Consider the following 19,989-nt stretch of genomic DNA (forward strand, 5'->3'; position numbering starts at 1 on the left):
GAAATACACAAGAAAAAAGCGAACGTTTATTCGTGTTCGTGTTTTAAATTAATGTTTTGAAACCTCTATAATGACCATATCCTGTTTATGGAATGGAAAAACGCGCAAAAATAAATTTTGCGCGTTTTTTTAACGGGAAAGTGTTCGTATCAGATAATGCAGCGCCAGTTTGACGGTGCGGATCCGGTTCGTATTTCGCATGCCGGATAATTGAAGTCTATAGGCATCAGTTCCCGATTCTGAAGCAATACCGATCCAAACTGTTCCGGCCGGCTGTCCGCCGTGTGCATCCGGTCCTGCCACGCCTGTCAGTCCGATTCCGTAATCAGTGCCGAACTTTTTCCGGACATTTTCTGCCATAGCCGAAGCGGTCTGTTCGCTGACAACGCCATAGGTTTTCAAAAGCTCAGCATCAATGTCCAGCTGGCTGATTTTAATTTCTTCATTATACGCAATGACTCCACCAGCAAGAACGGCGCTGGCACCCGTAACAGAAGCCAGTTCTGATTGAAACAGGCCAGCTGTGAGGCTTTCTGCAGCAGAGATTGTCTTATTCTGCTCTTTCAGCAAATCGACTGCCCTGGAAGTCAGCGAGTCATCATCGTAGCCATAAAGATACTGGCCGACAACTTCAAGGATTTCTTTCTTTGTCTCATTGATTAATTGCCAGGCTTCTTCTGCAGTATCCGTCTTCGCAGTAATCCGCAATGTCACTTCGCTGGCAGAAGCCAGAGGTGCGATTGTCGGGTTCGTCTGTTTTTCAAGAATATGGTCAAGACGGTCTTCAAGTTCCGCTTCACCGATGCCGTAAAAACGGAGAACATGGGAAATGATTACATTTTCCTTATTGAGCATATGGATCAGCTTCGGCTTAGCCTCAAACTGGAACATCGGCTCAATTTCATGGGGCGGCCCTGGCAAAAGTATGTAAACTCTGCCTTCGTGTTTATAAAGCATGCCGGGAGCCATGCCATTTTCATTGACCAGCACTTCGCTGCCTTTCAGAACCAAAGCCTGCTTTTTATTGTTTTCAGTCATTGGCCGTTTAGCACGCTCGAAATAGGCTTCTATCGATTCCATTGCCAGTTCGTCCATTTCGAGGGTGGTGCCCAGATGTCTTGCAATCGTCTCTTTAGTCAGATCATCTTTTGTCGGACCCAATCCACCTGAGAAAATGATCAAGTCCGCTCGGCTTTCTGCAATCCGGATTGCCTGTTCAAGACGGTCGTGATTGTCGCCGACTACTGTATGGTAGTAAACGTTGATGCCGATTTCAGCCAAGTGGCCAGACACAAATCGGGCATTTGTATTGGTTATTTGTCCGAGCAGCAGTTCCGAGCCTACTGCAATAATTTCTGCGTTCATCCAGCCAAGCCCCTTTCAGTTAGTAATGCGAAAAAGAAATTCTTCAGAATTATTTAGAAGCAAGCAAGGCTTTCCGGTTTGCGTAGAAATAATCCCAACCTGACCAAACTGTAAAAATCAAAGCGATATAAAGCATGATCAACCCGAATGGCAATCCGATCAGCGCGAAAATCATATCATATAGAAGCAACGCAGATACTGCCAGGATCTGGGCAGTGGTCTTGATCTTGCCAAGGCCTCCAGCTGCCACCACTTCCCCTTCGCTCGCCAGCACAAGACGCAGTCCGGTTACGGCAAATTCACGGCTGATGATGATTATAACGATCCAGGACGGTGCAAATCCAAGTTCCACCAGGATGATCAAGGCTGCTGAAACCAGTAATTTATCAGCAAGTGGATCAAGGAATTTTCCGAAAGTCGTTACAAGATTATACTTGCGGGCATAAAAACCATCCACCCAATCCGTCAATGATGCAAAAATGAAAATTAAACCGCCGATGAAATGGCTGACAGGCAAAGTAGCACCGAATAAAGTCATTTCCCCCCAGCCAAAATCAATCAGCATAAAAATCATGAAAACCGGTATTAAAAGAATACGTGAAACTGTAATTTTATTTGGTATATTCATTATGTTTCCCCTTCCATACTTTCAAGAAAAATAGCCATCTGTTTAGATGGCTATTCAGCGTCTGTAAATTCAATGACAATGTTCTGTGTTGTCAGGTCCTGCTCATACTCGATCGGTTCGCCGTTCAATGTAAGATCCACATTCGGTGCCGCACCGAGGCGAAGCCTTACCAGGGAAACTTCCGACAAATCCAGAGTTTCGCTTTGTCCAGCCTGCATTGTTGCAGCCGCCATAAGATTTTCACCATTTTCATCAGTGGCGCCTACCCAGGAAGGACCGGTTACTTCAATAAGCAATTCCCGCTCAGCGGAGCCCGTCGATTGATAAGTAGTTGTCTGGCCATCTGTTCCGGCAACAGAAATTTCGGTTTCCGGTTCAGCAGGTTCCTCTTCTTCCGGCTGTTCTTCCGGTTCTTCTTCTTCTGCAGGTTCTTCCTCAGTTGCTGGAGGGGTGTTTTCAGAAGGGGCTTCGTATTGCACGCCGTCATCGTTTTCTGTCACTTCGTCCGTTGGATCGTCCTCTCCCAGCATGTTAAAGAAGAACCACATTACCGCAACTATCACTACTATGAATAAAGCGACAATCACCATCGGCATTTTTTCGTTGATTCTGCTGGAAGAGGATTTAGACATCGCTTGCCTGCGTGACCGCACCGGGGCAGCCATCGGTTTGCTGACTTGTTCTTTTGTTGTTTCCGGCATTTCAGCTTTGTGCTGCTCAAGCAGTTCATCGGCATTCAGCCCAACTGCGTCTGCATATTGTTTTATAAAAGCGCGAACGTAGAATTGTCCGGGCATCATACTGTAATTACCTTCTTCAATTCCCGCCAAATAACGTTTTTGTATCTTAGTTACATCCTGCAAATCTTCCAGGCTGTAACCTTTTGCGATTCTCGCCTCTTTAAGGCGAGTACCCATTTCATTCAACACGATCACCTGCCTGCCTAAAAATTAAATCCTCCGCCAAACATGTCGTCCACTTGGCTTTTATCATTCACAAAATTGTTTTTTTCCATCACTTCATAAGTGATTTCCTCATCTGGATGATGGCGCAATTCGATAATGTAATCAAAATCTTCGATGCTGTACTCGGATTGCTGGATAAACATATCTGGATGTTCCACCACTTTTATGGTCGGCATGCGCATCATTTCGCGGACAAGCTGCATATGCCGCTCATCATGGGCGCGGCGTGTGACGATGCCGTCCAATATAAATATGTTATTTTCATTGAATTCATCGCCCATCAGCTGATTTCTGACAGTCTGCTTAATCATTGTGGATGACAGGAAAATCCATTTTTTATTGGCACTGACGCTTGCCGCGACAATGGACTCAGTTTTTCCTACCCGCGGCATTCCGCGTAAACCGACAAGTTTATGGCCTTCCTGCTTGAAAATCTCCGCCATGAAATCGACCAGCAGGCCAAGTTCATCTCTTACAAAACGGAAGGTCTTCCGGTCATCCGCATCACGCTGGATATAACGGCCATGTCGAACCGCCAGTATATCACGCAGTTTGGGTTCGCGGAATTTTGTTACCGCAATCGTTTCAATCGTGGAAACGATTTGTTCGAAACGTTCAAGCTGCACATCGTGCTCAGCACGCAGCAGCATGCCGCGCCGTCCCTGATCGACACCATTAATGGTGACGATGTTGACGCGCAGCATCCCAAGAAGCGAAGCTATATCTCCCAGCAAACCCGGACGGTTCACTTGAATTTCGTATTCAAAATACCATTCTCTCATTGAGCGTCCGACCTTTCGGCGTCAGTTTTTTAGTAATTTCCTATTCTCTTATAATAGCTGATTTAGTGCTGCAAGAAAAGGGTTCATCAAAAGAATAAGCATTAAGGCTGCTACATATGCCAGCCGCCATTGACACGCAATGTTTGACCGGTTATATAATCGGCTTTGCCGCTGACCAGAAATTGCACGGCGTCAGCCACATCCTGAGGTTTGCCGAAGCCAAGTGGAATGTCTTCGCGGAGCGATTCCAGTTCATCTGGAGAGAATCCGCTGTTCATTTTGGTCATGATAAACCCGGGTGCAACAGCGTTGACCCGGGTCCCAGAATAGGCCATTTCTTTCGCATAAGCTTTGACAAAAGCCAGCTGTGCGCCTTTAACTGCAGAATAGGCAGTTTCCATCGATGCGCCTGTCTCTCCCCATATGGAAGAAATGAAAACAATATAGGAACTGGGATGCTGTTGGAATTTCGGCGCTAACTGCCGAATGGCTGAAAGCGGATTTTTGACATGCACCATCCAGAGTTTTTCCATTTCATCATCACTGGTGTCCGTCAGCATTTTCACCAATGCATGGCCGCTCGCCACGACTACACAGGAAACGCCATAAATCTGGCCTGCCAATCGATCAGCTGCGCCCGGCACGGCAAAGTCAGCATGAACTTCAATGAATTCAAGATGCGGATAGGCATCTCTAAGATGAGAAGCTAATTCAGTCGGCCGTGCTGTATTCCAGTGGAGATAAAGAGACCAGCCCGAAGCAGCCAGCGTCCGCGAAATGCTTTCACCAAGTTCTCCGGAAGCCCCCATTACAAGGGCAAACTTCTTCACTGCGCTTCCTTCTTTTCAGGAGGCAGGATTGAGAACACGGATTGCTGGCTTTCAGCACTGACTAGTGAAAATGCTTTTTGCAGATCAGCTACTTCAATTTGTTCAAGAGTCGGCACAACATCAAAAAGATTCATGCCATTGAATGTGTAGCGTGTAAACTGATTGGCGATATACTCAGGCGAATTCAGTGCACGCAGGAAAAAGCCGATTTTCTTGCGGCGCATGCGGTCAAGATCCGCCTGGCCAAATGGCCATTTTTCAACAGCATTTGCGATTGTATGTTTTATTTCAGCGGCAAGCGTTTCAGGTTCGGCGGTATCCGACCCGATGATGGCATAGCCGAAGCCATTTTCCAGGGAATAATCGAACGAATAGGATTCATCGATCCAGTTCTTTTCATATGCATGATGATAAAAATCTGAAGTCCGGCCAAACAGCAGCTCAAATGCCAGCTCCGCTGCAAGTTCATGCTTCAGCATCTCTTCGCCCTGCAGGTCCATTTTCTCCGGTTTGATGCCGACAAAAACTTTCGGCTTTTGCACACTCATATTTAAAACGCGTTCCTTGATCGCCACTTCCAATGGCTCTTCAGGGAAAATCCGTTCGATTTCCTCTACATCTTCAAACGTTTTCCGACCCTGGTTTTCTTTGACCAGCTTCATCATCCCTTCCGGGTCAACTGCTCCGACTACAAATAACACCATATTAGACGGGTGGTAAAACGTATTGTAGCAAGTATATAAATGCTCGGCTGTTATATCCTGAATCGAATCCACTGTTCCGGCAATGTCGATTTTAACAGGATGGTTCTTGTACATATTTTCAATGATGCCAAAGTACAAACGCCAATCCGGCTGGTCATCGTACATCGTGATTTCCTGAGCGATGATGCCTTTTTCTTTTTCCACCGTTTGTTCAGTGAAATAAGGTTCCTGTACAAAATCCAGCAGCGTTTCGATGTTTTCATTTACTTGGGCGGTCGCTGAAAACAGATAAGCTGTCCGTGTGAACGAGGTATAGGCATTTGCAGAAGCACCCTGTTTGCTGAACTGCTGGAAAATGTCCCCTTCTTCTTTTTCAAACATTTTATGTTCCAGGAAATGGGCAATGCCATCCGGCACTTTAACCGCTTCTTTTTCGCCGCGCGGAACAAAATGATTGTCAATCGAACCGTATTTAGTGGTGAATGTGGCAAATGTCTTTGAAAACCCTTTTTTCGGCAGAATGAAGACTTCCAATCCATTTTCCAGTTTTTCATGGTATAAGGTTTCGTCCAATTGTTCGAATTCCACTTTATGCATCAATTTCACTTTCCTTTCCTGACAGGAAATAAGTCATTTCCAGGCTCAGTTGTTTAGCTGCATCAGCTATGTCTTCCTTAGTAATTTTATTCCATCGGCTGATCAGGTAATCAGGTTCGAAGTCCTCTGTCAACTCCATATATTGGTCATAAATATCAATCTGGCCGCGCGCGGAATCAAGCGCTTCGGTCAATTGGTTGGTTAGAAGCGCCTTTGTCTGTCCGAACTCGACATCCGTTATATTTCCTTTTTTAACTTCTTCAAGCTGTTCAAGAATAAGCTTAACTGCTTTTTCTTCGAGTTTGCCATCAATTCCGGCCAGAACGAACATTAAACCGAATTGGGATGAATAGGAACTTGAGACGTAATAAGCCATACTCTCTTTTTCACGGATATTTACGAAAAGTTTCGAATGGGCATAGCCGCCAAAAACGCCATTCAGCAATTGCATAACCGGGAATTTTTCGTCGCGGAATGTGACAGGGCTGAAGAAAGCCATATGCAGTTTCCCCTGTTTCATATCTTCGAACTCGGCAACCCGTGGCTGTGACGGTTTTTTAAGTTCCATTGAAGGTGCTGCCACCGGTTTTTCACGATCAGTGAAGTGGAAATAATTACGGATATAGTCCGCAATCAATTCCGGTTTTACATCGCCTACCGCATAGATTTCCACCTCATTGGATTCAATCATCGTGCGGTATTCTTCCATCAGTTTTTCATTCGTAATCTTTTCAACTTCTCCAATTGAACCGTTTGCAGGGATGGAAGCAGGGTGTTCCGGCAAAGCCAGGTCCATCATCCGTTGCTGGGCATAACGGGTCTTGTCATCAAAAATCGATTCAATTCTTTCCTTCACCGCATTTTTTTCGCGCAGGAAAATCGACTCCTTGAATAGGCCATGCTCCGTATTTGGCTTGAACAGCACAAGGTACATCAGATTGAGAACTTTTTCGAGAACGCCTTCTTCTGATAAATATTGATCGTTAACTGTTTCAACATTCAAGCTGACGATATGTTCATTGCCGCGTTTGGAAGAATCCATATATAAGGACGTGCCATAAAGATCGTCCAGCACCATCCGAAGTGCAGTATGTGATGGATAGACTTCATTGCTGTGCTGCAGGACATTCGCCAGAATGGACCGGGCAGAAGCTTTCTCTTTTGATAATTTATCTTTAAACTTTATAGAAATATTAACAGTTTTGAATTGTGTTGTTTCATTGACGTGGACATTCACGCCTTTCGCAAGCCTGATAGTTTCAAACATTAATGAATCCCCTCTCATCGTTCATTCTTTAACTATACCGAACCTTTTCCTTTAAATGCAAATAAAGAAAAGCGAGGGTGCCCGTTTAGCTCTGAAAGGCATAAGACGGACCAGCGTAGTGGCGCTCCGCCACTCAGCTGGGCTGGCTTATGACCCGAAGAGCTGGGCCACCGGAGTCTGGACAATAAAGAAAAGCGATGGCGCCCGTTTAGCCCCGACAAGCGCTGGAGGATTTGGCCGCCATGGCGTTCTTTGCCATGAAGGGCAAATCCGAAGCGACTCGAGGGGCTGGGCCGCCGGAGTCTGGACAATAAGAAAAGCGTAAACGGCCGTTCAGCTCCGTGAGGCTTAAGATGAACTTCCGAAGCGGCGCTTTCTGCCGCACAGGAAGGACAGCTTAAGACCGAGGAGTTGGCCGTTGAAGCTGGACAATAAGAAAAGCGACATCACCCTTGAGCGCTTAATGACAAAAAAGAGCCGTCGCAATGACGGCTCTTTGAACTGCAATATTAACGTTCACCTTTGATATATGGTTTACCATTCGCTTTCGGCGCATTCGCCTTACCGATAAAGCCGGCAAGTGCAAGAATCGTCAGCACGTATGGCAGTATCAAAAGGAATACATTTGGTATTTCCTGAATATAAGGAATCGACGATCCGGCGATACTCAAGGATTGAGCCAGTCCGAAGAACAAGGCTGCTCCCATCGCTCCAAGCGGATGCCATTTCCCGAAAATCATTGCAGCAAGCGCCATAAACCCTTGACCGTTGATCGTGGCATGCCCGAAATCATTGGAGATGGTTTGTGCGTAAATGGCACCGCCGATTCCAGCAAGAGCACCGGAAATCATTACAGCGATATAACGCATTCTTGTAACGTTGATTCCCATTGTGTCAGCCGCCATCGGATGTTCGCCGACAGCTCTCAAACGAAGGCCGAATGGTGTTTTATAGATAACGAACCAGGCAACAATCGCTACAGCGATGGCAAAGAATGAAGTGTTGTAAATCGATTTAAAGAATAAGTCCCCAATGAACGGGATATCGGACAATACCGGCACACTATAACGTGCAAAACGCTCGGTGATGAAATCCGTCTGCCCTTTACCGAAGATTTTTTTAACCAGATACAGGGACAAAGCGATTGCCAGCAAGTTGATGGCAACACCCGAAACTACCTGATCCGCACGGAATGAGATCGAAGCCACAGCGTGCAGCAAAGACAGCAATAGTGCTGCTACCATAGCCGCTACCAGCGCAAGCCAAGGCGTCGCATTGCCGAATGTATCGGCAAAGAACAAGTTGAACAGAATACCGGTAAAGGCACCGATTACCATCAGACCTTCAAGTCCGATATTAACAACACCGGATCTTTCAGAAAATACTCCGCCGATTGCAACGAGAATTAGCGGTGCAGCATAGAATATCGCTGAAGGAACGATGAAATACAAGGCTTCCAGGAAAGTCATATTACTTCGCCTCCTTCTTCTTATTTGCTGCCCGCAGCAACAGTAGGCGGATAATGTAGCCTGAAGCTACAAAGAAAATAATAACAGCAATGACAATTTCAACAATTTCCAAAGGAATTCCCGCTTCGTTCGGCATATTCAATGCGCCGTACTTCAATGAACCGAATAATGTAGCACCGAAAACAACCCCAAGCGGTGTATTCATGCCCAGCAAGGCAACAGCAATTCCGTCAAATCCGATTCCTGTAAAGCCGCCTTTTGAGGACACATATTCGAACGTACCAAGCGCTTCCATCGCTCCGGCCAGTCCTGCAAACGCACCGGAAATGACCATCGCCAGAATGATATTTTTATTGACGTTCATACCCGCATATTCAGAAGCGTTCTGGTTGAACCCGACCGCTTTTAATTCGTAGCCCAATGTAGTCTTTTCAAGAATCAGCCACATTACACCGACCATGATCAGCGCCAGCAGAATTCCATAATGTAGGCGCGAAAATTCTGTAAGATTCTGAAAGAATTCTGAACGAAGAGATGCACTTGTAAAGATTTTTTCAGTACGGTCTCCTCCGTCAGATACTGTTTTAATCAAAGCATTTGTTACATGCAACGCGATATAGTTCATCATAATCGTCACGATTACTTCGTGTACGCGGAATTTCGCTTTTAAAAGTCCCGGTACAAAGCCCCATAGCGCTCCGGCAGCTGCTGCTGCCAATATTGCAAGCGGCAAATGGATGATTTTTGGAAGTTCCACAGCCACACCTACATAAGCTGCTGCGAACCATCCTACGATCAATTGCCCTTCAACACCGATATTGAAAAGTCCTGAGCGGAATGCAAATGCTACTGCCAGACCCGCCAGTAAATATGGTGTAATTTGACGGAGAGTTTCTCCTATTGTATATAAGTCCCCAAAGATTCCATTCCATAAAGCTGTATATCCTGTTACAGGGTTATATCCGCTGACAAGCATGATAATAGCTCCGACCAGCAAGCCCAGAATAACGGAAACAAGGGGGACCAGAATATTGGTCGCTCTATTCGACATGCTGATCCTCACCTTCCTTCAACTTACCTTTTTCATTGTCATCGAGTTTATGCCCGGCCATCAACAAGCCAAGTTGCTGCTCTGTCGTTGTTTCCGGAGTTACGATATCAACAATTTCACCATCATGGATAACGGCGATACGATCCGATACGTTCATGACTTCATCAAGTTCAAACGAAATCAATAATACGGCTTTGCCGTTATCACGTTGCTCGATAAGACGGCTGTGTATGAATTCAATCGCCCCTACATCAAGACCGCGTGTCGGCAAAGCGGCAATCAGCAGATCTGGATCCCGGTCAACTTCACGTCCGATGATCGCCTTCTGCTGGTTACCGCCCGAAAGCGAACGTGCCAGTTCATGAGGCCCTTGAGTACGGACATCAAAATCGGCGATGATCTGTTTTGCTTTTTCATTGATTTTGTCATAATCGATAACTCCGTTTTTTGATATCGGTTTTGTGTAATAGGTCTGAAGCGCAATATTATGGCCAATCGGGAAATCCAAAACCAAACCATGCTTATGGCGATCCTGCGGAATGTGCCCTACTCCGGCTTCAGTCACTTTACGCGGTTTCAATCCCGTAACATCTTTTTCATTGATGAAGATTGTACCGCTTTTCACTTTTCTAAGGCCAGTAATGGCTTCGATAAGTTCTGACTGGCCGTTGCCGTCGATTCCAGCAATTCCGACAATCTCACCCTTGCGCACGTTTAAGTTCAAGTTCTTTACTTTCGCAACACCGCGGTAATCCAGAACAACCAGATCACGGATATCAAGCACCTCATCTTTAGGAGAGGCAGGGACTTTCTCTGTTTTGAATTCAACCTGTCGGCCAACCATCAGAGAAGCAAGTTCGTTCGGATTTGTTTCAGCAGTAACGACTGTCCCAATCCCTTGTCCTTTTCTGATAACAGTAACGCGATCGGAAACATCCATAATCTCTTTCAATTTATGGGTAATCAGAATGATCGATTTACCTTCTGCGATCAGGCGTTTCATAATCTGCACCAGTTCAATGATTTCCTGCGGAGTCAAGGAAGCGGTCGGCTCATCGAAAATAAGAATTTCAGCTCCACGATAAAGCGTTTTCAAAATTTCTACGCGCTGCTGCATACCAACCGAAATATCTTCGATGATTGCATATGGATCAACATTCAATCCGTATTGCTCGGATAAAGCCTGTACTTTATCTGCAGCATCTTTCTTGTTCGTGACACCAAGCTTAGTCGGTTCTGATCCAAGAATGATGTTCTCTGTAACGGAAAAATTCTCCACCAGCATAAAATGCTGATGTACCATTCCAATGCCCAAATCATTGGCTACGTTCGGATTTGTAATATCCACTTTCTTCCCGCGGACACGGATTTCTCCGCCTTCTGGCTGATAAAGTCCGAAAAGAACGTTCATCAATGTCGATTTCCCAGCGCCATTTTCACCCAACAAGGCATGAATTTCACCTTTTTGCAATTGCAGGGTGATGTTGTCATTGGCGACAAAGTTTCCGAATTCTTTTCGGATGTTCAGCATTTCAACAACATATTCCACTGTTTTCACTCCCTCGAAAACTGTTAAATTCTTATTTTTTTAATTAATACAGGAAAGGTTTCCATATAAAAAAACCTTTCATCTATTAATTTTTCTGTAAATTTAGGCGAAAAAAAATCATAAAGACCGGTTAAACCGGTCTTTATGAGAATGACCGTGAAAATCGAAGATTATTCCACAGTTTCTGGAACTGTAATTTCGCCATCAACGATCTGTTGTTTGAATTCTTCGATTTGAGTCATGATATCCTCTGGAATAGCTCCACGTGAATCTGCAAGGTCAATACCATCGTCAGCAAGACCGTAAACTACAGTTTCGCCACCTGGGAATTCTCCATTCATCGCTTGTTCAGAGATGTTGTAAACAGCGTTGTCTACACGTTTAAGAACTGAAGTCAAAGTGATGTTAGTATCGCCAACTTGTCCTTCGTCGTATTGGTCAGAGTCAACTCCGATTACCCATACGTTTGCATCCGCATCTGCTTCTTTGCGTTCTTTAGCTTCAGTGAAGACACCGTTACCAGTTCCGCCAGCAGCGTGGAAGATAATATCAGCTCCGCCTTGGTACATACGGTTAGCTGTAGTTTTACCTAATTCCGCTTTATCAAAAGCCCCTGTATATTGAACATCAACTTCAACGTCTGGGTTAGCAGCTTCTACTCCAGCAAGGAATCCAGCTTCAAAACGCTCGATTACAGGAATATCCATCCCGCCAACAAAACCGACTTTGCCTGTTTCAGTCATAAGTGCAGCTGCAACGCCTGCAAGGAACGCGCCTTCTTGTTCTTTGAACAATACGCTTGCAACGTTATCAGCTTCAACTACAGCATCAATGATTGCGATTTGAGCATCCGGCTGTTGGGCAGCGATTTCAGCTACTGCGCCTTCCATCAGGAATCCAATACCGAAAACGACATCGAAATCACGACGGATCAAGTTGTTCAAGTTAGTGTTGTAGTCTGCATCACTTTGCGACTGCAAGTAAGCATAGCCGCCGTCACCTTCTTCAAGTCCGTTGTCTTCCCCAAATCTTTGAAGACCTTCCCAAGCTGACTGGTTGAAAGATTTATCATCGACACCACCGACGTCAGTAACCATTGCTACTGAGAAGTCGCTTGATTCTTCTGTGCCTTCTCCTTCGCCACCAGTTGTTGTGTCGGTTGAAGTGTCTTCATCACTGCCGCAGGCAGCCAGCATAGTACCAGCAGCCAGCATTAGAGAAAGACCTAGACCAAATTTACGTTTTGTCAATGTAATAACCCCCAAGGTTTTTTTGATATTAGCAGGAATAGTTTGTTTTACACACGTTTTCGAACTACATGGAAGCTGAATTTATCAGCCCTGAAATAGTTCTTCGAGTAAAGCACCACTTGATCGTCTGTATCATAATGGAGCTGTTTTAATACCAACAATGCAGTTTCAGGATCACATTCCAAAATCGGAGACGCATCTTCATGGTAGCCGACCGGATCGATATACGTCACTGCATAACTAATATGGGTTTCTCCGCTTTCCTCTATTGCTGAGAAAATGGAGCTTTCGGCACGGCCCAGAAAATCTTCCGGCAAAAAGCTGGAAAGAACTTTGTCGATGCAATAAACGACAGGTTCACCATTTGCTGTCCGAACCCGTTCAATAGTAATTACTGAATCTTCAGGATTGCAATGTAAGCGTTTTATATCATCTTCAGAAGCAAGGCTTTCGGATGTACTCAGATAAATCGAACCAGGTTCCATTCCCGCCTGCCTGATTGTCTCTGAGACACTTGTCAATTGTTCGATGCCCGATGTAAACACCGGTTTCGGATTGACAAATGTTCCGACGCCATGCCTTCTTACTATGATATTATCCTCTTCCAGCAGCCTGAGCGCTTCCCGCAAGGTAGCGCGGCTGACTCCAAGTGTTTTCGCCAATTCGAATTCGGAAGGCAACTTTTCTTTCTCTTTGTATATTCCGGCAGCAATATCCTGCTTCATCCGATCGATTACTTGGAGATACAATGCCCGATGATCCGATTTAATTGTCATACGATTCACCACCAATGACAGAGATCAGACATCTGATGTAAAACATTCCTACTAATCAAAATTACTATAACACTTATTTCCACCGAAATAAATAGTGTTTTGTCGAATTTCGCGAATTTTTCAGTTACAACTCTTGATTCATGTGCGTAATATGTCACGAAATTTTCGTTATTGTCTAATATTCTTCCTGCTTTTGAACTAAAACGGTGCGGGGTTTGCTGCCTTCATAAGGTCCTACCACTCCGCGCTGTTCCATCTGATCGATAATGCGTGCGGCTCGCGAATAACCAACTCTGAACCGGCGCTGCAGCATGGAAACGGATGCCGTTTGCATTTCGGTGACAAGCTGTACGGCTTCGTCATAAATTTCATCCGTTTCTTCATCAATGCTTGTTTCTTCGACATCGGAAGGAATCATATCTTCCTGGTACTGGGCTTTTTGCTGCTCAATGACAAAATCGACGATTTTCTCCACTTCGCTGTCAGACAGGAATGCACCTTGCACACGCACCGGTTTTGACTGGCCGGCTCCAAGGAACAACATGTCCCCTCGGCCCAGCAATTTTTCGGCTCCGCCCATATCCAAAATTGTCCGGGAATCAATTGCAGATGACACGGCGAATGCGATCCGTGATGGAATATTCGCTTTTATGACACCGGTAATGACGTTGACACTTGGACGCTGGGTCGCAATGATCAAGTGGATGCCGGCTGCGCGTGCCATTTGCGCAAGACGTGTGATGGCATCTTCCACTTCGTTCGAAGCAACCATCATAAGATCCGCAAGCTCATCAACTATCACAACGATAAACGGCAATTTAGGATGTTTATCTTCATTTTCTTCATTAAATACTCTCACATATTCGTTATATCCTTCAATGTTTCTGGTTCCGGTATGAGAAAACAGTTCATAGCGCCGCTCCATTTCAGAAACGATTTTCTTCAAAGCCTGTGCTGCTTTTCTCGGATCGGTGACAACCGGCGCCAATAAATGCGGAATGCCGTTATAGACATTGAGCTCCACCATTTTTGGATCGATCATCATCATTTTCACTTCGTGCGGTTTTGCACGCATGATGATGCTGGTGATGATGCCGTTAATACATACCGATTTCCCGCTCCCGGTAGAACCGGCAACGAGCAGATGCGGCATTTTATTCAATTCCGTCATGACGGCCTGTCCAGTGACGTCACGACCAAGGCCAAACAGCAGTTTTGAATCCGGTTTATTGTTTTCTTCGGATTCAAGAACTTCACGGAGGCTGACGATTGCGACTTCCGAGTTTGGAACTTCGATGCCGATTGCAGACTTGCCTGGAATCGGTGCTTCAATCCGTATGTCCCTGGCAGCAAGTGCCAGTGCCAAATCGTCATGAAGACTGACAATTTTACTGACTTTGACGCCCGTATCAGGGAGCACTTCGTATTTTGTAACAGCCGGACCAAGATGGACTTGAGTTACTTTAGCGCGGACTCCAAAACTTTGGAAAGTTTTCTCCAATTTCTTAGCATTTTTCTGAATGCCGGAATATTCCCCGCTTTGATCACTGTGCGGCGGCAATGTCAGTAGATCGATTGGAGGCAATTGATACTCCTCATTTTCCAGTTCCTCCGCAGTTGTCAACAACTGGACTTCCCCGGCTGACTCTTCTTCTGCTTTCGGCTTCGCTTCTTTTGGAGGTTCAGCCTGCTTTGGTTTCACGTTTTCAGTAAACGCAGAAATGATCGGTTCTTCGGGTGTATCCATATAGACTGTGTCGTTATCATAACCATAATTATCTTCAACAGTTTCCTGCTCCTGTGAATCATTCAGATTCTCGTTGCGGGAAGCCTGTGCTGTTTTTGTACTGTTTTTCTTTGGCTTATTGCTTGCTCTGTTGAATCGCTGTCCGATGGACTGTAAAATCGGTCGGAAACTCGGAACCTTCTCAGCGATGAAAGGAGCTGCTGCGCGACCTGTAAGGATTATAGCTCCTATAGATAAAAGAATAAGAGCGATTATCCAGGTGCCTGCCGTTTCAAAGAGCACGTGCATTATTGCATACAGCATTGCACCCACGATTCCGCCGCCAACTGCTGTGTATTCAGTCCAGATGGTGCCGCTGATCTGTATCGATTTAACGGTTTCCCCCATCACGTTTGCAGAAGTGATCGGCAATATCGAACTGGCTGCCCATATAAGATGGCAAATCAAAAAGATGCCGGTCAGTAAAAAGAACGTTCCGACTGATTTTCGAAATTGCGGTTTTGGCCACGTTCTTTTAACCATAATAAAGATTGCCAATGCCGCCAGCACAAACGGCACAAGGAACGCCAGGTAGCCTGTCAGGTATTCTGCAGAATTATAGAGCATCCGTCCGACTTTTCCCAATTGGAAAGCCATCAATGCAGCAATGCCAAGCATTACGATTCCTATGATTTCAAAAAAGATTGAAGGCATTGGCTGGTTATTTTTCTTGGCTGCTTTCACCTTTGTATTTTTCTTCTTTTTTTTATTTTGTCCACTGCGAGGCATATAGTTCCCCCATTTCCTATGTAATCGAAAAAGGATTTCCCCCGATAGTTCGGTATGGAAATCCTTTTCCTTTTTTTCTATCTTAGTATTCCATAATAATCGGGATGATCATCGGACGGCGTTTTGTTTGCTGGAACAGATAAGAATTCAACGTGTCGCGAATTTCCTGTTTAATATTGTTCCATTCGAAAGTATCGCGCGCAACATATTTTTCAACAACTTTTGTAACCAGTTTCGCTGATTCATCCATCAATTCTTCTGACTCACGCACATATACGAAGCCACGTGAAATCATTTCAGGACCGGAAGCGATTTTCTTCTGTTTGCGGTTCAAAGTTACAACTACAATGAAAATGCCATCCTGTGAAAGCAATTTACGGTCACGCAGGACGATATTACCCACGTCTCCGATTCCAATTCCATCAATCAATACGTTTCCGGCTGTAACTCTTCCGCTCATACGGACTTTTCCGGCTTTATATTCAACGATATCCCCTTTATCAGCGATAAAGATCTGGGATTTCTGCAAACCGACTTGCTGCGCCAATTTAGAATGGGCAATCAGCATTTTGTATTCTCCCTGGATCGGGATGAAGTATTTTGGTTTCATCATATTTAACATCATTTTAAGGTCTTCCTGGCTTCCGTGGCCGGAAACGTGGACTTTTTTGCTTGATGTCAAAACGTGGGCACCGGCTTTAGCCAGTTTGTTCATTGTCTGATACATCGGTACTTCCATTCCAGGCGATGGCGTGAATGTGATAAGTACTGTATCCGTCTCTTTGATCCGTACGTCTTTATGCTGTTTGCGAACCATCTTATCAAGAGCTTCCAAAGGCTCGCCCTGGTTACCTGTAACGATAATGACGATTTCTTCATCACGGTATTTATCAAGATCCTTCAAAGAAATGACTGTATCTTCACCGGCATTCAAATAGCCGAGGCGCACGCCAACTTCATAGCTGCTTTCCAGGCTTCTTCCCACAACAGCAACTTTTTTGCCGGTTGCCTGTGCGATATCGAAAACCTGCTGGATGCGGATAAAGTTGGATGAATAAAGTGAAACAAGAATTCTTCCTTCTGCTTTGCGGAACTCTGAAAGAAGGTGGTCTGCAACCACGATTTCAGAAGTCGTATGACCAGGGCGTTCTGCTTCAGTTGAATCGGATAACAGCATAAGTACGCCGTCATCCCCTAATTTCGCCATTTTAGCAATGTCCGGCTGGTAACTGCCTTTTGCCGACTGGTCGAATTTAAATTCGCCTGTATGGACAATCGCACCTTCAGATGTGTGGAAAACGATTCCCAGAGCATCCGGTATGCTGTGTGTTGTATGGAAGAACGTCACATGAGTTGTATCAAAATTCATGCGGCTCTTGTTGGTCACTTCAAAAAACTTCACTTGTTTCAAAGAACCCTGTTCTTTTACGTGTTCTTTTGCAAGGCCGATCGTCAATTTAGAGCCATAGACAGGAGCCTGCACTTTTTTCAGCAGGTATGCAATCGAACCGATTGCATCTTCATGGCCGTGTGTAAGGAATATCCCTTTGACGCGGTCCTTGTTCTCCTCCAGGTAAGTGACATCCGGAATAACGATATCCACTCCCAGCATCTCATCTTCCGGGAACATCAGCCCGCTGTCCACTACAAACAGATCTTCATCAATTTCAATTACGTACATCGCTTTGCCGATTTCTCCGACTCCGCCTAATGGTATTACTCTAATAAGTTCATTTTTAATTTTACTCAATTTATTTCCTCCTAAAAAAATTCGCCCGTACACATCCATAGAATTCATTATACGGGAATCGAAGGAAACAGTCCAAAGAAAAAAATAAACCGGCGGATTGGCCGGTTTATTTTTAGGGATCAGATGATTTTCTCTTCGATAAGCGCTTCCGCGATTTGAACTGAGTTCAACGCTGCGCCTTTTACTAAATTATCGGAAACAACCCATAAATGGAAGCCCTGCGGGTTATCAAGATCCAAGCGCACACGACCGACAAATACTTCGTCGAGCCCGGCTGCCATCAGAGGCATAGGGTACAGCTGCTGAGATGGATCATCCATCAATTCTACACCCGGCGCTGCTGAAATAGCCGCCTTCACATCTTCCAGCGCAGGGGCTGCATTCAACTCGACATAGACAGATTCGGAATGGCCTGTCACCACCGGCAGCCGAACACAGGTCGCCGCTACTGAAAGGCTGTCGTCATGCATGATTTTTTTTGTTTCATTGATCATTTTCATTTCTTCCAGCGTGTACCCGTTGTCTGCAAATACATCAATCTGCGGAATGGCATTATAAGCGATTGGATAATGTTTTTCTGCGGACTTCACAGGCAGCATTTTTGCCTCTGCCTTCCCCGCCTGATCAAATCCTGCATCTGCCTGGCTTTTCAGCTCGTTGATAGCATCTATGCCTGCACCGGAAACCGCCTGATATGTAGACACGACAATTTTCGTCAAGCCGAATTGCTCTTTTAAAGGCTGTAATGCGCAAACCATCTGGATGGTCGAACAGTTTGGATTTGAAATGATTCCTTTATGCAAAGAAAGGTCGCTTTTATTCACTTCCGGTACGACAAGCGGCACTTCAGGATCCATGCGGAACGCACTTGTGTTATCGATGACAATCGCGCCGCGCTTTACTGCTTCGGGTGCGAATTTCTCGGACACGCTGCCTCCGGCACTGAATAAAGCGATGTCTATTCCATCAAATGATTCCGGAACGGCTTCCTGCACTGTATATGTCTTTCCTTTAAAATCGATATTGCTGCCCGCTGACCGGCTTGAAGACAGGAAACGGATTTCGTTTACAGGAAAATTGCGTTTCTCCAACTGCTCCTTCATTTGTTGGCCCACAGCGCCCGTTGCTCCCATGATTGCTACATTATAGGTTTTCAATCGACTCTCTCCTTTAATGATAATTTCGATAATTGTATCATAATTCAACGCACTGACGCATTGAATCATTAAAAAAGCATCCTCAATTTACGAGGATGCTTCTTTCGACCTGACAACCGACTGCGCTGGATCGTGTTTAAGAAGTTCCAAAGTATATTGGACTTTTTCCATAGATACTTCTTCAATTTTCTGCAGCACATCTTCAAATGAAATGTGCCTGCCCATCAGCAATTCATGCTTGCCGTTGCGGCTCATCCGTGAACTCGTGCTTTCCATTCCAAGCAGAAGATTGCCTTTAAACTGTTCTTTCGAATCAGTCACTTCCAGTTGCGTCAAACCGCCCGACTGCATATGGTGTATCGACTCCAGAATTTTCTCTTGCAGTTCCGGCAACTGTTCATTCGAAGTACCGCCGTATATCGCCAGCGTTCCGTGGTCTGAATAAGCGGAATGATAGGAATAGATTGAATAGGCAAGGCCCCGTTCTTCCCTGATTTCCTGGAATAGCCTAGAAGACATAGTGCCGCCTAGGATATTGTTCATCACGGCCAGATCGTAGAGATGGGGATCATTAATAGACATGCCTGGAAATCCTAAACAAAGATGGCCCTGCTCGATGTCTTTGTATTTGATGGAACTGCCTGCTGCAAAGTCAGGTTCAGCATATGGTTTCTGCTGTTCAACTTTTTTAAATTCCCCAAACAGCCCTTCAATTTGCCGGATCAGCTCTGGTGTTATATTGCCTGCCACGGATACGACTGTATTTGAAGGAGTATAGAATCTGTCCATGAAATCCCTGATTTTATCAGCATCAAAAGTTTGCAAGGTCTGTTCCACGCCTAGAATTGGCGCACCAATTGAATGTTTCGGATACATGACCCGCCATAGCTGTTCATGGACGTCATCATCCGGCATATCTTCAGTCATGCTTATTTCCTCAAGCACGACTTGCCGCTCGCGCTCGATTTCCACAGGCTCCATATTGGAATTGAAGAACATATCCGCCAGTATATCGACTGCATGATTCGCATGATCATCGACGACTTTCGCATAATAACATGTATATTCTTTCGAAGTATAGGCATTGATATCTCCGCCTATACGGTCGAACTCTCTGGCAATATCTTTTGCGCTGCGGGTTGGTGTGCCCTTGAACAGCATATGCTCGATGAAATGGGTGATGCCGTTTTCTTCCGGTTTTTCATCGCGTGATCCCACTTTGACAAAAATGCCGACTGCCACGGATCTGAAATGCGGAATCTGCTCCGAGACGATTCGCAAACCGTTATCACAAATAAAAGTATTTGCCACTGTTTAGTTCCCTCCAATTAGAA

General features: G+C 45.2%; 16 protein-coding genes. All 16 read right to left on the bottom strand.

Features of this window, described 5'->3' with window-relative positions; all coding sequences use genetic code 11:
- Positions 1–129 precede the first annotated feature (129 nt).
- The 16 genes from DP120_RS06075 to DP120_RS06150 all read right to left on the bottom strand — a co-directional run bounded on the left by DP120_RS06075 (position 130) and on the right by DP120_RS06150 (position 19,966).
- Positions 130–1,365 carry a competence/damage-inducible protein A gene (locus tag DP120_RS06075; protein ID WP_112222768.1) on the bottom strand — a complete coding sequence of 412 codons (1,236 nt, stop codon included), beginning with the start codon at positions 1,363–1,365 and terminating at the stop codon, positions 130–132.
- A 49-nt stretch (positions 1,366–1,414) separates the two neighbouring features.
- Positions 1,415–1,993: a CDP-diacylglycerol--glycerol-3-phosphate 3-phosphatidyltransferase gene (gene pgsA, locus DP120_RS06080; RefSeq protein ID WP_112222769.1), complete on the bottom strand. Its 579-nt coding sequence runs from the start codon at positions 1,991–1,993 to the stop codon at positions 1,415–1,417.
- A 50-nt stretch (positions 1,994–2,043) separates the two neighbouring features.
- A complete protein-coding gene (locus tag DP120_RS06085; RefSeq protein WP_338046809.1) occupies positions 2,044–2,922 on the bottom strand; it encodes a helix-turn-helix domain-containing protein in 879 nt (292 codons plus the stop codon).
- 14 nt (positions 2,923–2,936) lie between these two features.
- On the bottom strand, positions 2,937–3,740 hold the full coding sequence (locus DP120_RS06090) for a YmfK family protein (protein WP_112222770.1): 804 nt from the start codon (positions 3,738–3,740) through the stop codon (positions 2,937–2,939).
- A gap of 110 nt (positions 3,741–3,850) precedes the next feature.
- Positions 3,851–4,570 (bottom strand): elongation factor P 5-aminopentanone reductase, encoded by a 720-nt coding sequence (gene ymfI / locus DP120_RS06095; protein ID WP_112222771.1) that lies wholly within the window; start codon positions 4,568–4,570, stop codon positions 3,851–3,853.
- Positions 4,567–5,871 carry an EF-P 5-aminopentanol modification-associated protein YfmH gene (gene yfmH / locus DP120_RS06100; RefSeq protein ID WP_112222772.1) on the bottom strand — a complete coding sequence of 435 codons (1,305 nt, stop codon included), beginning with the start codon at positions 5,869–5,871 and terminating at the stop codon, positions 4,567–4,569. The genes ymfI and yfmH overlap by 4 nt, the downstream gene beginning before the upstream one ends.
- The gene (gene yfmF / locus DP120_RS06105) at positions 5,864–7,138 is read right to left on the bottom strand and encodes an EF-P 5-aminopentanol modification-associated protein YfmF (protein WP_112222773.1); all 1,275 of its coding nucleotides are present in this window, start codon (positions 7,136–7,138) and stop codon (positions 5,864–5,866) included. Before yfmF ends, yfmH begins: the two co-directional genes overlap by 8 nt.
- Positions 7,139–7,647: 509 nt before the next feature.
- Positions 7,648–8,607 (bottom strand): ABC transporter permease, encoded by a 960-nt coding sequence (locus DP120_RS06110; protein WP_112222774.1) that lies wholly within the window; start codon positions 8,605–8,607, stop codon positions 7,648–7,650.
- A gap of 1 nt (position 8,608) precedes the next feature.
- A complete protein-coding gene (locus DP120_RS06115) occupies positions 8,609–9,658 on the bottom strand; it encodes an ABC transporter permease (protein WP_112222775.1) in 1,050 nt (349 codons plus the stop codon).
- Complete coding sequence (locus DP120_RS06120; protein ID WP_112222776.1) at positions 9,648–11,207, bottom strand: ABC transporter ATP-binding protein; 1,560 nt, start codon at positions 11,205–11,207, stop codon at positions 9,648–9,650. The genes DP120_RS06115 and DP120_RS06120 overlap by 11 nt, the downstream gene beginning before the upstream one ends.
- 170 nt (positions 11,208–11,377) lie before the next feature.
- Positions 11,378–12,457 (bottom strand): BMP family lipoprotein, encoded by a 1,080-nt coding sequence (locus DP120_RS06125; RefSeq protein WP_112222777.1) that lies wholly within the window; start codon positions 12,455–12,457, stop codon positions 11,378–11,380.
- 47 nt (positions 12,458–12,504) lie between these two features.
- Positions 12,505–13,233 carry a GntR family transcriptional regulator gene (locus tag DP120_RS06130; RefSeq protein WP_112222778.1) on the bottom strand — a complete coding sequence of 243 codons (729 nt, stop codon included), beginning with the start codon at positions 13,231–13,233 and terminating at the stop codon, positions 12,505–12,507.
- 175 nt (positions 13,234–13,408) lie between these two features.
- Positions 13,409–15,673 (bottom strand): FtsK/SpoIIIE family DNA translocase, encoded by a 2,265-nt coding sequence (locus tag DP120_RS06135; RefSeq protein ID WP_276310397.1) that lies wholly within the window; start codon positions 15,671–15,673, stop codon positions 13,409–13,411.
- A 157-nt stretch (positions 15,674–15,830) separates the two neighbouring features.
- Positions 15,831–17,498 carry a ribonuclease J gene (locus DP120_RS06140; protein WP_112222780.1) on the bottom strand — a complete coding sequence of 556 codons (1,668 nt, stop codon included), beginning with the start codon at positions 17,496–17,498 and terminating at the stop codon, positions 15,831–15,833.
- Positions 17,499–17,617: 119 nt separating this feature from the next.
- On the bottom strand, positions 17,618–18,631 hold the full coding sequence (locus DP120_RS06145; RefSeq protein ID WP_240611997.1) for an aspartate-semialdehyde dehydrogenase: 1,014 nt from the start codon (positions 18,629–18,631) through the stop codon (positions 17,618–17,620).
- 111 nt (positions 18,632–18,742) lie between these two features.
- Positions 18,743–19,966 (bottom strand): M16 family metallopeptidase, encoded by a 1,224-nt coding sequence (locus tag DP120_RS06150; protein ID WP_112222782.1) that lies wholly within the window; start codon positions 19,964–19,966, stop codon positions 18,743–18,745.
- Between the last annotated feature and the right edge of the window lie 23 nt (positions 19,967–19,989).

Origin of the sequence: Planococcus halotolerans (genome assembly GCF_003289955.1) — a bacterium.
In the GTDB taxonomy this organism is placed as follows: Bacteria; Bacillota; Bacilli; order Bacillales_A; family Planococcaceae; genus Planococcus; species Planococcus halotolerans.